Genomic DNA, 13,010 nt, shown 5'->3' on the forward strand with positions numbered 1-13,010 from the left:
GGCCGGAGAGGGGAGGGTCGTGCAGCGGAGGACGCCGGGTCTGTCACCCGGCTCGATAGATGAGCCCTCCTGAGTGGCGCCCTCGGACGCGGGTGACAACTGGATCCTTTCGTCCTGACGATCGCAGCCGACGGTCGCCGGCGGTTGTAATGCTACCGCGACCGTGCGCGCGGGCGCACGGTCGCGGGGGCGGCGACGCGCGCCGGTGTGGCCGGGGTCACCACCCGCCGGGCAGCGGGCGGCCTTCGGCGAACCCGGCGGTCGACTGCACCCCGACCACCGCGCGCTCCCGGAATTCGGCGAGATCGCGGGCACCGGCGTAGGTGCAGGCACTGCGCACTCCGGAGCAGATGTGGTCGATGAGGTCCTCGACGCCGGGACGTTCGGGATCGAGCAGCATCCGGGAACTGGAGATGCCCTCCTCGAATAGTGCCTTGCGGGCGCGGTCGTAGCCACGATCGGCGACGGTCCGCGCGGCGACCGCGCGTTTGGAGGCCATACCGAAGCTTTCCTTGTACGCCCTGCCGTCTCGATCGACCCGGAGGTCACCAGGCGATTCGTAGGTACCGGCGAACCACGAGCCGATCATGACGTTCGACGCACCCGCCGCGAGGGCCAGGGCGACATCGCGGGGATGGCGGACTCCACCGTCGGCCCATACGTGGGCGCCCAGATCGGCGGCCGCCGCCGCGCATTCGGCGACCGCGGAGAACTGCGGCCGGCCGACTCCGGTCATCATCCGGGTGGTGCACATGGCGCCGGGCCCGACACCGACCTTGACGATATCGGCACCGGCGGCGACGAGATCGCGGGTGCCCTCGGCCGACACCGTGTTCCCGGCGACCAGCGGCACACCGAGGTCGAGGTCGCGGATTGCGCTCAGGGTTTCCAGCATCTTCACCTGGTGTCCGTGCGCGGTGTCCACCACCAGGATGTCGGCGCCGGCGTCGACCAGCGCCTTGGCCTTGGCGGGCACATCCCCGTTGATCCCGACGGCGGCCGCGATCCGCAATCGGCCCTCGTCGTCGACGGCGGGGGTGTAGATGCCGTGCCGGACCGCGCCGGTGCGGGTGAGTACGCCGGCCAGCGTACCGTCCGGGGCGAGGAGTACGGCGGGCCCGGAATGCGCGGCCTCGAGCCGGTCGAAGATATAGGAGGCCTCGGCGGTCGCCGGCACGGTGACGAAATCGGTGGTGGCGACCTCATGCAGCCGGGCGAACCGATCGACATCGGCGCAGGCTTCCTCGGTGACGAGCCCGACCGGCCGGCCGTTGTCGACAACCACGACGGCGCCGTGCGCGCGCTTGTGGATCAGCGCCAGTGCATCGGAGACGGAGTGGTCGGAGGTGAGGGTGACCGGGGTATCGGCGATCAGCGAACGGCTCTTGACGAAGGCGATGGTCTCGGCGACGGCGCTGTTGGGCAGATCCTGCGGTAGCACCACGATGCCGCCGCGCCGGGCCACGGTCTCGGCCATGCGGCGGCCCGCGACCGCGGTCATATTGGCGACGACCAGCGGAATGGTGGTACCCGAGCCGTCGGCCGTCGCGAGATCGACGTCGAACCGGGACGCGATATCGGTGCGGTTCGGAACCAGGAAGACGTCGTTGTAGGTCAGGTCGTACGGCGGATGTTGTCCGGGGAGAAACTGCACTGCGCCCATGGTAATCGGGACGGCTCTCCGGCGTGGGGACCTGCCGAATTCACTTGGCCCGGCGGGGACGATGCGGCCGGCGGCTCGGTGCCGGTTTCGCGGCGCCGCCGCGGCCCCGGCCACTCTGCCCACGGAAGTGGCCGCGCGCGGCCACAGGTGGTACCTCGGGAAGCTTCGCCGCCTCGGGGCCCGGCGGGGTGCGCGCGCCGGTGAGCCGGCGGACCTCCCGGTCGCCCGGCCGCACGGTGTGTTCCACCACGGGGACCTCCGCAGCCCGCGTCAGCGCGGCCATCTCGGCCCGCTGGTCCGGGGTGACCACGGTGATCACCGTGCCGCTCGCACCGGCCCGGGCCGTCCGGCCGGCCCGGTGGACGTAGTCCTTGGCATCGGCGGGCGGGTCGGCGTGGACCACCAGTGAGACCGCGTCCACATGGATCCCGCGCGCGGCGATATCGGTGGCGACCAGGGCGGAGATACCGCCGTCGGCGAAGGCTGCCAGCGTCCGGATGCGCCGGTTCTGGGCCTTGCCGCCGTGCAGGGCCGCGACGCGGATGCCCTGGTCGCGCAACCGGCGGGTGAGCTTCTCGGCCCCGTACTGGGTACGGGCGAACAGCAGTGTGCGGCCGTCGCGGGCGGCGATCTCGGCGAGGACCGCCGGTTTGTCCGCCGGCTCGACGTAGAGGATGTGATGGGTCGCGGGGGCGGTTGCCGGCTCCGCGGCCACGGTGTGGGTGACGGGATCGCGCAGATACCTGCGGACCAGGTCCCGCACGGATTCGTCGTCCAGGGTCGCGGAGAACAGCATCCGCTGGCCGTCGCCGGGTACCAGGTCGAGCAGCCGCCGCACCTGCGGCAGGAACCCGAAATCGGCCATATGGTCGGCTTCGTCGACCGTGGTGACCCGGACCGCGTCGAGTACGGCCGCGCCTTGATCGACCAGATCGGCCAGGCGGCCCGGGGTGGCGATCAGCAGGTCCACTCCGCGCTGGAGCTTCGCGGCCTGCCGGGATACGGGGATCCCGCCCACCGCGGTGCCGAGCCGCAGCCCCAGTGCGAACGGCTCCAGTGCCTGTTCGATCTGCAGGGCCAGTTCCCGGGTCGGGGCGAGGATCAGTCCGCGCGGGGCCCGCGCGATGGCCGGTGCCCCGGCGAGACGGGCGAGCATGGGCAGCCCGAAGGCCAGCGTTTTGCCGGACCCGGTCGGCGCCCGGCCGAGCACGTCTCGACCGGCCAGTGCGTCGGGGACGGCTGCCGCCTGGATGGGCAGGGGGTCGGTCAGACCCTCCCGGCGCAATGCCTGCACGGTGAGTACGGGCAGGCCCAGTTCGGTGAAGGGTGGGGGAGTGCGGGCGGCGCCCGCGCGCGGATGGGCCGGGCTGCCGGTCTCCGGCGAAAAGCGATCAGGCACGGAACAACCGGCTCAGCTCGACCAACCAGGGAATCGCGACGGCCAGGGTCGGCACCACCAGGATGGCGATCGAGGCGAGATAGGCGGCGCCGGCGAGCCGGAAATCGCCCAGCGGACCGGCCAGGCGCTGGATACGGATCAGCGTGCTCGGCCCGCCCACCGCGAGCGCGCCCTGCGGCGCGGTGGATTTCGAGCAGGCCACGAGGGCCCGGGCCAGCGGTTTCGGGCCGGTGACCTTGACCGCGGAATCGTCGGCGAGCAGTTCGATGAGCAATTTCACCGAATCCAGCGCGGATTTGCTGCGGACGAACCGCGGAAAGGCCTCGTGCGCGGCGGTGAACGCCTCGAGCACCAGGTCGTGGCGCGCCCGCAGATGCGACCGCTCATGGCTGAGGATGGCGGTGAGCTCCTGCTCGGCCAGTGTGTCGAGCGTGCCCGCGCTGACCACCACCCGCCGTCGCAGCCCCGGCAGGCAGTAGGCGATCGGCTCGGTGGACGACAGGACCCGGATATCGGCGGCACGCCGGAACGGGCCGCTCTGGTCGAGCAGATCGACCAGCATGCGGTGGTGGGCGCGGCGGCGCCGGGTATGCACACCTACCCGGATCGAGGCGTAGACGAGCCGGGCGCCGATCAGCAGCGTGAGCATGAACACCGACACATAGGCCAGCCACAGGGGCAGGCCCAGCGCGTCGATCTCATCGGTGGGTTTGGTGGTGGGGCGGCCGTCCGGCCCCGGGACCAGCAGTTCCGCGGCGATGGCGAGTCCGGAACTGAACGCGCTGAGCACAGCGGCCAGCGCGATCGCCTGCCAGAGCACGAGGGCGGCGCGCGGTACGCGGTAGGTCCAGGTCGCCCGGCTGAGTGATTCGGGGACGGGACCGGCGAGAAGCAAGGCAAGTACGGCGAAGGCCGGTGCTGCTGCGTTCATCGACTCTGCTCACTGCGTTGTGGGGCCAGGGTCCGAGGTCGCCTGCGGCGCGGCTATCTGTCCTCGGTTGCTTCGAGCTTAGCGAGTGCGTCCCGGAGGGCCGCGGCCTCGTCCTTGCCGACCTGCTCCACGAAGTGCACCAGGGCCGCGGCCCGGCTGCCGGCCTCGTCGGCCTGCTGCAGTGCATCCATCATGAGACCGGCCACCAGCTCGTCGCGGGTGTGTACCGGAGCGTACCGGTGGGCGCGGTCGTCGCGCCGCTGTACCACCAGATTCTTCTTCGCGAGACGCTGCAGCACGGTCATCACCGTGGTGTACGCGAGTTCGCGGCGCGCCGACAGGGCCTCGTGCACCTGCCGGACCGTTTGTGGTTCATCGGCCGACCACAGTTGGTCCATAACCGCTTTCTCGAGTTCACCAAGTCCAGCCATCTCTTGATTTTACGACGCCAACGACGCTGTGCCGTACTACAGGGTGTCGTAACCGCGTGGGAATTGTCATAGGCCGTCGAACACCGGAAATGCCGGTCTTGCGGTGGGCCGGGGAGGGTGCGCCCGGCGGCTGCGGCGCACGCCGGGCGGGCCGGGGTGTCACGGATCCGTTACGTCACTCCCGGAGGCAATACTTGCTAGGTCTGGTAAGGCTAACCTATCTTTCGATCAGGTCGTAACCGCGACGCCGATCTCGAGGAGGTTCGAATGTCCGAACTCGCCACAGTGCGCATCCCCCGTCCGTACGAGGCGGCATTCGGGTCGGCATGTTCCCGGTTGCGGTCCCTGCAGCCGGAGCATCCCCGCGTCTATGCCGCTGCGGCCATGGCCGAACAGGGAAAACGGCGCTGGTGGGCGCTGTCCACGGGTCTGCGTGAGGGTCGGATCGACCTGATGTACCGGCGGCACGCCGCGGAGATGATCAGTGCTACCGCCGCCTCGGAGGTGGTGGCGACCGCGCTCATCCATGCCGTGCTCGGCCGGGTCGCCGCGTTATGGGTCGCCGATGGCCGGGCTTGGGACCCCGGGCTGGAGAATGTGTGGATCCACACCGACAACGACGGCGGTATCGACTGGGCGGGCCTGACCGACATCACCATCCGGGTGGTGGCCGGCGACCCATTGGATGGCTCGCCCGGTGTGGTCTCCCTGCCGTGCGAGCGGGCGATGTGGGTGTGGCTCGCCTACCGCTGCGAACCTTCGCTGCTGCTGATCCAGGGGGCGCTGGCGCGGTGTGCGGGGCTGAGTCCCCGCCGGTTCTGGGCTCTGGTGGCCGAATCCGTTTCCGGGGCCACCACCTACGTTCCGGACCTGGCCCGCACCGACCCGGTGGCGGGTGCGCGCCGGGGGCAGGGTCTGCTGATGGCGCTGGAGGAGCGCGGTATGGCGATCCGGCGCGCCCAACGTATTGCTTAGTTAGGCAAGCCTGTCCTATAATCGTAGGCGGCGTACGGATCGCGCGAGCGTCCCGAGGGCTGCGGTGACCCCCGATCCAATGCCTGCGGCGGATTCCACCTCCGAGGTGGGGTCCGCCGCTCTCTTTTCCGTCGCCGACCACCGGCCCGAGCTCCCCGCCGCGGACCAGCATGCGATCGTGGAGCCATGACCGAACAACAGACCCGCACCCTGATGTCGATGGCCGATCTCAGTGCCGAACAACTCAATGAGGTCAGCAAGGGGACTTTCGCGGATCTGATAGGCCTGCACGTCACCGAGTTGGGGCCCGATCGTGTTCGTGGTGAATGGACCGTCACGCCCCAGTTGCACCAGCCGGCCGGTATCCAGAACGGCGGGGTCCTGTGCACCGTGGTGGAGACCTTGGCCAGCACTGGCGGCGCCGTCTGGTACGGGGAGCGCGGCGTAGTGGTCGGGGTCAACAACAACACCGATTTTTTGCGTGCCGTGCGCGATGGGAAACTGACCGCCGAGGCCACCCCGCTGCACCGCGGCGGCCTGCAGCAGCTGTGGCAGGTGGTGGTCACCGACGCGGACGGGCGGCCGGTCGCGCGCGGTCAGGTCCGATTGCAGAATCTGCCCCATCGCTCCTGAGCGTCGGCCTGCCGAAGACCCGGCGGAACTCCGAGGGCCGGGGCGGTATCCGCACTGCCCCGGCCCTCGTCGATCGATTCAGATACCGCCGGTCGACAGCAGCCCGCCGTCGACCCGCACCGTCTCGCCGGTGATCCACGCCGCCTGATCGGAAGCCAGGAACGCGATCAGCCGCGCCACGTCCTCCGGCGAACCGAGCCGCTTCATCGGGTACACCTGCGCGGAGGCTTCCTCGTCCGCCGAGTACAGTGCGTCGGCGAAACTGGTCTTCACCACGCCGGGCGCCACTGCGTTGACCCGGATCTTGGGGCCGAGCTGCCAGGCCAGTTCGTCGGTGAGCCGGATCAACGCGGCTTTGGAGGCGCCGTAGGCTGCGATGACACCGGTGGAACGGATACCGGCCACGCTGGCCACATTCACCACGGCGCCGCCGTGCTCACCCATCCATGCCTTGTACGCCTGCTGGATGTAACCGAGCGCGGCCACGACGTTCACATCGAAGATCTTGCGCACCGCGTCGAGATCGGCTTCCATCAGTGCGCCGTACACCGGATTGATGCCGGTGTTGTTGATCAGGATGTCCAGCGAACCGAACTCCGCGACCGCGCGCTGCACCGCGGTGGCCCGTGCCTCGTCGTCGCCGGAGTTACCGGCCAGGGCGGCGACCTCGCCCTGGTGTCCCAGCGCCCGTAGTTCGGCGGCCGCCTTCTCCAGTGGTTCGGCCTTGCGCGCGGTGATCAGCACATTCGCGCCCCGGCTCAGCAGCTCGGCGGCCACCGCGTAGCCGATACCGCGGCTGGCTCCGGAGACCAGCGCGCTCTTGCCCAACAGATCGGTGCTCATATCCGGGCACGTTACCGTGCCCGCCGGTGACCCCTGCAGGCACGGATCACCCCGGCCGCCGGGGACGAGGCAGTGGCGCGGTCCGGGTAAAATCGGTGGTTCCGTGTCCGGAGACATCCGATGATCGGTGGATGGGCCCACTGTCGGGCGCCCCGGGCCGCTGCCCCCAACCCATGTTTCCTAGGAGATATCTGTGATCACCGCGACCGACCTCGAGGTCCGGGCCGGCGTCCGTACCCTGCTGTCCGCGCCCGGACCGGCGCTGCGGGTACAGGCCGGCGACCGGATCGGCCTGGTCGGGCGGAACGGCGCCGGTAAGACCACAACGTTGCGCATCCTCGCCGGAGAGGGGGAACCGTACGCCGGGACCATCATGCGGTCCAGCGATATCGGTTACCTCCCGCAGGATCCGCGCGAGGGAAATCTGGACGTCCTGGCCCGCGACCGGGTGCTCTCGGCGCGCGGACTGGACGCGCTGATCCGCGATATGGAGAAGCAGCAGGCGCTGATGGCCGAACTGGCCGACGAAACCGAACGCGAACGTGCCGTCCGGAAATACGGCCGCTTGGAGGACCGTTTCTCCGCGCTCGGCGGTTATGTGGCCGAGAGCGAGGCCGCGCGGATCTGCAACAGTCTCGGCCTGCCGGACCGGGTGCTGGACCAGGCGCTGCGTACGCTGTCCGGCGGTCAGCGGCGGCGAATCGAACTGGCGCGCATCCTGTTCGCCGCGTCCGACGGTAGTGGCGGCCGCTCCGACACCACCCTGCTGCTCGACGAGCCCACCAACCACCTCGACGCCGATTCCATCACCTGGTTGCGCGGATTCCTGCAGAACCACGACGGTGGCCTGATCGTGATCAGCCACGATGTCGACTTGCTCGCCGACGTGGTCAACAAGGTGTGGTTCCTGGACGCGGTACGCGGCGAGGCCGACGTGTACAACATGAGCTGGCAGAAATACCTCGACGCCCGCGCGACCGACGAGCAGCGCCGCCGCCGCGAGCGGGCCAATGCCGAGAAGAAGGCGTCGGCGCTGCGTGCCCAGGCCGCGAAACTCGGCGCCAAGGCCACCAAAGCCGTTGCCGCGCAGAACATGGCCAAACGCGCCGATCGGCTGATGGCGGAACTGGACGAGGTCCGGGTGGCCGACAAGGTCGCCCGGATCAAGTTCCCCGAACCGGCCGCCTGCGGGAAGACACCGCTGATGGCGGAGAACCTCACCAAGGTCTACGGTTCGCTGGAGATCTTCACCGGCGTGGATCTGGCCATCGACCGCGGCAGCCGCGTGGTGGTGCTCGGCCTCAACGGCGCGGGCAAGACCACGCTGCTGCGGCTGCTGGCCGGCGCCGAGGAACCCACCGCCGGGGGACTCGTGCCTGGTCACGGCCTCAAGGTGGGCTACTTCGCGCAGGAACACGACACCCTCGACGATACGGCCACGGTCTGGGAGAACATCCGGCACGCGGCGCCGGACGCGGGCGAACAGGAGCTACGCGGCCTGCTCGGCGCCTTCATGTTCACCGGGCCGCAGCTGGAGCAGCCCGCCGGGACGCTGTCGGGTGGTGAGAAGACCCGGCTCGCGCTGGCCGGCCTGGTCTCCTCGGCGGCCAATGTGCTGCTGCTCGACGAGCCCACCAACAACCTGGACCCCGTCTCGCGCGAACAGGTGCTCGACGCACTGCGCACCTATGCGGGCGCGGTGGTGCTGGTGACCCACGATCCGGGCGCCGCCGAGGCCCTGAATCCGGAGCGGGTGATCTTGCTGCCGGACGGCACCGAGGACCACTGGTCGGCCGAGTATCTGGAATTGATTCAGCTCGCGTGAGTTTCATCACAAGAACTCATTGCCGGATGGTCGCGGAGTGCTTAGCCTGAGAGTGACGCTGCTCGGCGACTCGGAGGAAGCCATGGGCGACAGGCCGGTACAGAGCAAGAGCACATTGGGCAAGGGCACCCGGGTCACGGGTAAGTCACGGGATCGCCTGCAAACCCAGTTGAAGAAGCAATACGAGGCGGGGGCGAGTATCCGGTCGCTGGCACGTGCGACCGGCCGCTCCTACGGGTTCATCCACAATGTGCTGACGGAGTCGCATGTCCAGCTCCGCAGCCGCGGCGGTGCAAACCGCCGTAAATCCCGCTAGCCGCACCGTATCCGCGGGCTCCGCCGCCGGGACGATGCGCCCGGCGGTGAGTGGCCGCCTGTGGATCATCGGTCGCGTCACTCACCAGCCGGATACGGCCCCGTCTCCGTACACCAGGAGATTGGCGAGACTGGTGAAGATCGGCAGTCCGGTCTTGATCTCGAGATAGGCGAACTGGCCCTGCGGGTTGACTTCGAGGAAGTAGTACTCGCCGTCGAGGCCCACCCGCAGATCCAGGACACCGAAACTCAGCCCCAGCGTGCCCATCAGCGTCGCCAGCGATTTGCTGACAGCGGCCGGTAGCAGGGTGGGGATGAAATCGACCGAGGTGTCCAGCCGGGAGTCGACGCGCCCGGCGCCGGCCCGGGAATCGATACGCACCGCCCACTCCTGCCCGTCCACCCACACCACCCGCAGATCGCATTCCGGATCGATATAGCGCTGGAAGGTGGTGGGCGCCCAGCGGATACTGTCGAGCCGGTCCAGATCCGCGGCCCCGACCAGCCGGGTTTCGGAGAATTCGGCGCGGGAGGTGCCGGTACGTTTGAAAACCACGCGGTCGGCACAGGTTTCGATGAACTCGCGGGCCTCGTCCGGATTGTTGGTGACCAGTGTGTCCGGGACCGCGCAGCCGGCCCGCCGCGCGGTGTCGAGTTGTACGATCTTGCGATGGGCGATCCGGTCGTTGCCCGGATCGTTGATCCACTGGGCGCCCAGCGACCACAGCAGACCCTGGACGAAAGCATCGCATTCGGCCTGGCGGTAGGCATTGTCGTCGGCGCGGACCCCGGCCGGTACCGAACTCGGATGCGGGCGCCGCCACCAGACCGAACCGACCTCGTCCAGACCGGCCAGCCCCGCCAGCGACCGTTCGACTCCGGCCGCCGCGAGCCGGAAACTACCCGGCTCGCGCGGGAAATCACGCAGATCCAAACGGAGCGGCGTCATCGCGTGTTGTTCGCACAGCGTCGCCACCATCGCGGCGGCGTGCAGATCGTCGGATTCGGAGACGATGAGGACCCCGCGGGCCTCCAGGGTGCTCATCGTGCCCGCCGTTCAGTCGAAGCTGTCGCTGTGGACGCCGTCGTCGCTGGTGTTGCGCGACCTGGTCTGGGCGCACGTGAATGTCGCGGGGAGTTCGGGTGTGCCCGCGAGGTCGAGTCGCCGCGCCCAGGATTCGGTGAGTCGGCGCAACTGCCTGTCCCCGAACGCCTCGGACGGCGGCGCCGCCAGGGTCATCGGCCGCTCCGCCACCTCGATACGCAGACGGCGCGTGAAATCGGCCGTGACGCCGGCCCGGACGTCCACGTGCACCCGCCGGCCGGTGACCTGTTCGTCGGCGCGTCGGATGGCCAGTACATCGCCGCGACAGAAGGTCCACATCCCGTCTGCCACCCGGACTCGGATCTCCCGGTCGGATTCGCCGACCAGGACACCCGTGAGGGTGACAACCGCACCACGTTCGGGGGGCTCGAGGAGACGGAGGGCATCGGTCATCTGGGTTCTCCGATCTTGCCGGCGGTGTGCCACGACCCGAGCGCGTCCGGATCATAACGCTGCGCGGCGGCCCCGGACGTCGATATCGCCGGATTTCCGCTGTTCGGATACCGAATCTTGGTTCCGTAGATTGTCCTGCGTCGGAAGCCGTCCGGTAGGTGTGCGGACCGGGCGCCAGGGGCTGTTGGCACGGCCTCCGGCGGTCAGAGTCCGAGCATGTCCGGATGCGTGGCCAGCTCGCGGAATCGGCCGGGCGGATCGGCGACCAACCGGCGGGCGTCCAGATCGAGCAGGCCGCCGACCACCGATACCTCGGCCGAGAGGGTGCCGTCGGTGCGGATCATTTCCTGCCGGATGCGATAGGTCTTCCCGCTGCCCCATTCGAATGCGCAGGTGACCCGGAATTCGTCCCCGCCGCGCAGCTCCCGCCGGTATTTGATGGTGCTCTCCAGAACCACCGGCCCCACCCGGGCCGCGGCCAGTTTGTCCGCCTGCAGACCCGCGGCGAGCAGGAACTCCCAGCGGGCGTGCTCGGCGTACTGCAGGTAGACCGCCTGGTTGACATGGCCTTGGACATCGAGTTCGTAGCCGCGGACGGTTAGGGGGACGGAGAAGGTCATAGCGGTGCGAACCCGCCGGGGGGGTGGGGTTGTTCCCGGTTCAGCGCCGCTGGGCGTTGCGTTCCTGCCACCAGCGGGGCGCGTCGACGAAGTGGTTGTCGTATTCCTCCTGGGACGCGGCGAGTTCTTCCAGGGTGGCCTCGCCGCGGGCGATGCGTTCGAGCAGCCGGAAGTAACCGAACCGCTGGACGCCGGGCATGAGGGCGATCAGGATGCGCGCCCCGCTGTCGGGGGTGGCGCCGAAGGCGTGGACGGTCGTCTTCGGAACGACGGCCACGCCGCCTGCGCCGACGGTGAGGATCCGGTCCCCGGTCATCAGCTGTAGTTCGCCGTCGGCTACGTAGAAGAGCTCGTCGGACCGGGTGTGGAAGTGCGGTGCCGCGCCGTCGGCGCCGCGGTCCATGGTGATCTCCAGGGTGCTCACCGCGCCGTGCGCCTCTTCGGCATCGATGAGCAGACGCATGGTGACCGATTCGGTGCGCAGTGTCTCGGCATCGCCGGGCTGCCGGATCGCGGCGCGGTTCGGGGTGGCGGGCATGGTCGCTCCTTGTAGTTCGCTGCCATATAGTTCGGTGGCTAACTATATGGCAGCGAATAGAATTTTGTCCATGACCGAACCCGATGCGATCGATGCGATCGAACGACAGTGGCGGCGGGAACGCCCCGACCTCGATCTGGCGGCGATGGTGGTGTTCGGCCGCCTCGGGCGGCTCGCCGTGGTCGCCGAGCGCGCGATCGAGAGGGTTTTCTTCGCCCACGGTCTGCGGCGCGGCGAATTCGACGTCCTGGCGGCACTGCGGCGGTCCGGTGCGCCCTTCGAACTCAACCCGTCCGCGCTGGCCGACACCCTGATGCTGTCGCGGGCGGGCATGACAGGCCGCCTCGACCGGCTGGAGTCGGCGGGTTACGTACGGCGGATCGCGGACGCGGAGGACCGCCGCGCGGTCCGCGTCGCACTCACGGACGCGGGCCGGGAACTGATCGATGCGGTGGTCACCGAGCACACCGCGAACGAGACGCGGATGCTGGCGACGCTGACCGCGGCCGAACGCGGGGAACTGGACCGGATCGCGGGCAAACTGCTCACCGCACTGGAGTCCGGGGACTGAGCGGAGCGCGGCACCGCGCGCTCAGGGGCGGCGGCGTACCGAGGCCTCGACCAGATCCAGTACGGCGGTGAGGTTTTCGTTGGTGTGGCCCGAGGCGATCCGGGCGATGAGTCCATCCAGGACCAGATCGAGATAGCCCAGCAGGACATCGGTGGGCACATCATCGCGCAGGGCGCCGGCCGCCTTACGCCGCTCCAGGCGGGCCAGGGTGGCCGCGGTCAGCTCCGCCGAGCGCTGGGTCCAGCCGGCGCGGAATTCCGGGTCGGTCCGCAGCCGCCGGGCGATCTCGAGCCGGGTACCCAGCCAGTTGTACTCCTGCGGGTCGGCGAGCATATCCCGCATCACCTGCACCAGACCCTGATTGGCCGCCACCTCGGCCATCCGCTCGGCGTCCTCCTGGGCGAGGGCGAAGAAGAGCGCGTCCTTGTCCCGGAAATGATGGAAGATGGCGCCGCGGGACAGGCCGATGGCGTCTTCCAGGCGCCGGACAGTGGCGCCGTCGTACCCGAACTCGGCGAAGCAGCGGCGGGCGCCGTCGAGTATCTGTGAACGCCGGGCAGCCAGATGATCGTCGCTGACCTTGGGCATCGTGCTCCTTCAACGGATATACGAACCCCGCGCGGCGGATTCACCGCGCGGGGCCATCAGACTACGAGCGAACGAACGAGTGACGTGCCGACGCCCTCGCACCCTGCCGGGAGCGAGTACTACGAGCCGCGCCCGTCCCGTCGTCGCGGACCCGGAGTGCGTGCGCCTCGGGCGCGCGTC

Annotated in this window: 15 protein-coding genes; 5 read left to right on the plus strand and 10 right to left on the minus strand. The window is 69.3% G+C overall.

The features are described 5' to 3' along the window. Window positions 1-217: 217 nt before the first annotated feature. From NGR01S_RS01400 to NGR01S_RS01415, 4 genes are read right to left on the minus strand one after another with little or no spacing between them, the layout of a single operon-like run. Complete coding sequence (locus tag NGR01S_RS01400) at window positions 218-1,654, minus strand: GuaB1 family IMP dehydrogenase-related protein (protein ID WP_063034486.1); 1,437 nt, start codon at window positions 1,652-1,654, stop codon at window positions 218-220. Window positions 1,655-1,703: 49 nt separating this feature from the next. Further along, the gene (locus tag NGR01S_RS01405) at window positions 1,704-3,062 is read right to left on the minus strand and encodes a DEAD/DEAH box helicase (protein ID WP_084480279.1); all 1,359 of its coding nucleotides are present in this window, start codon (window positions 3,060-3,062) and stop codon (window positions 1,704-1,706) included. Beyond that, a complete protein-coding gene (locus NGR01S_RS01410) occupies window positions 3,055-3,993 on the minus strand; it encodes a M56 family metallopeptidase (protein ID WP_063034323.1) in 939 nt (312 codons plus the stop codon). The genes NGR01S_RS01405 and NGR01S_RS01410 overlap by 8 nt, the downstream gene beginning before the upstream one ends. A 53-nt stretch (window positions 3,994-4,046) precedes the next feature. Further along, the gene (locus tag NGR01S_RS01415) at window positions 4,047-4,424 is read right to left on the minus strand and encodes a BlaI/MecI/CopY family transcriptional regulator (RefSeq protein ID WP_030520519.1); all 378 of its coding nucleotides are present in this window, start codon (window positions 4,422-4,424) and stop codon (window positions 4,047-4,049) included. A gap of 267 nt (window positions 4,425-4,691) precedes the next feature. Here NGR01S_RS01415 and NGR01S_RS01420 point away from each other — a divergent pair, with 267 nt between their 5' ends. After that, window positions 4,692-5,399 carry a hypothetical protein gene (locus NGR01S_RS01420; RefSeq protein WP_063034324.1) on the plus strand — a complete coding sequence of 236 codons (708 nt, stop codon included), beginning with the start codon at window positions 4,692-4,694 and terminating at the stop codon, window positions 5,397-5,399. A 219-nt stretch (window positions 5,400-5,618) separates the two neighbouring features. Then, window positions 5,619-6,032 (plus strand): PaaI family thioesterase, encoded by a 414-nt coding sequence (locus NGR01S_RS01425; protein WP_063034488.1) that lies wholly within the window; start codon window positions 5,619-5,621, stop codon window positions 6,030-6,032. A 78-nt stretch (window positions 6,033-6,110) separates the two neighbouring features. On the opposite strand, the gene NGR01S_RS01430 is transcribed toward NGR01S_RS01425, so the two are convergent. Next, complete coding sequence (locus NGR01S_RS01430) at window positions 6,111-6,875, minus strand: SDR family oxidoreductase (protein WP_063034325.1); 765 nt, start codon at window positions 6,873-6,875, stop codon at window positions 6,111-6,113. A 193-nt stretch (window positions 6,876-7,068) separates the two neighbouring features. Here NGR01S_RS01430 and NGR01S_RS01435 point away from each other — a divergent pair, with 193 nt between their 5' ends. Together NGR01S_RS01435 and NGR01S_RS01440 are read left to right on the plus strand one after the other, a co-directional pair. Continuing rightward, window positions 7,069-8,700 (plus strand): ABC-F family ATP-binding cassette domain-containing protein, encoded by a 1,632-nt coding sequence (locus NGR01S_RS01435; RefSeq protein ID WP_063034326.1) that lies wholly within the window; start codon window positions 7,069-7,071, stop codon window positions 8,698-8,700. A gap of 82 nt (window positions 8,701-8,782) precedes the next feature. Then, on the plus strand, window positions 8,783-9,016 hold the full coding sequence (locus NGR01S_RS01440) for a helix-turn-helix domain-containing protein (RefSeq protein WP_030520514.1): 234 nt from the start codon (window positions 8,783-8,785) through the stop codon (window positions 9,014-9,016). Between the two features lie 81 nt (window positions 9,017-9,097). On the opposite strand, the gene NGR01S_RS01445 is transcribed toward NGR01S_RS01440, so the two are convergent. The 4 genes from NGR01S_RS01445 to NGR01S_RS01460 form a co-directional block, all read right to left on the minus strand. Then, window positions 9,098-10,060: an MvdC/MvdD family ATP grasp protein gene (locus tag NGR01S_RS01445; protein ID WP_063034327.1), complete on the minus strand. Its 963-nt coding sequence runs from the start codon at window positions 10,058-10,060 to the stop codon at window positions 9,098-9,100. Window positions 10,061-10,072: 12 nt separating this feature from the next. Further along, a complete protein-coding gene (locus tag NGR01S_RS01450; protein WP_063034328.1) occupies window positions 10,073-10,513 on the minus strand; it encodes a hypothetical protein in 441 nt (146 codons plus the stop codon). 203 nt (window positions 10,514-10,716) lie between these two features. Then, a complete protein-coding gene (locus tag NGR01S_RS01455; protein ID WP_063034329.1) occupies window positions 10,717-11,133 on the minus strand; it encodes an acyl-CoA thioesterase in 417 nt (138 codons plus the stop codon). 40 nt (window positions 11,134-11,173) lie between these two features. Further along, entirely contained in the window at window positions 11,174-11,596 is a 423-nt protein-coding gene (locus NGR01S_RS01460) for a cupin domain-containing protein (RefSeq protein ID WP_218020697.1), read from the minus strand. Window positions 11,597-11,741: 145 nt separating this feature from the next. On the opposite strand from NGR01S_RS01460, the gene NGR01S_RS01465 reads away from it, so the two are divergent. Then, complete coding sequence (locus NGR01S_RS01465; protein ID WP_063034331.1) at window positions 11,742-12,242, plus strand: MarR family winged helix-turn-helix transcriptional regulator; 501 nt, start codon at window positions 11,742-11,744, stop codon at window positions 12,240-12,242. A 21-nt stretch (window positions 12,243-12,263) separates the two neighbouring features. On the opposite strand, the gene NGR01S_RS01470 is transcribed toward NGR01S_RS01465, so the two are convergent. Then, window positions 12,264-12,830: a TetR/AcrR family transcriptional regulator gene (locus NGR01S_RS01470; RefSeq protein ID WP_030520508.1), complete on the minus strand. Its 567-nt coding sequence runs from the start codon at window positions 12,828-12,830 to the stop codon at window positions 12,264-12,266. Window positions 12,831-13,010 lie beyond the last annotated feature (180 nt).

It is taken from the genome of Nocardia grenadensis NBRC 108939, assembly GCF_001613445.1.
GTDB lineage: Bacteria > Actinomycetota > Actinomycetes > Mycobacteriales > Mycobacteriaceae > Nocardia > Nocardia grenadensis.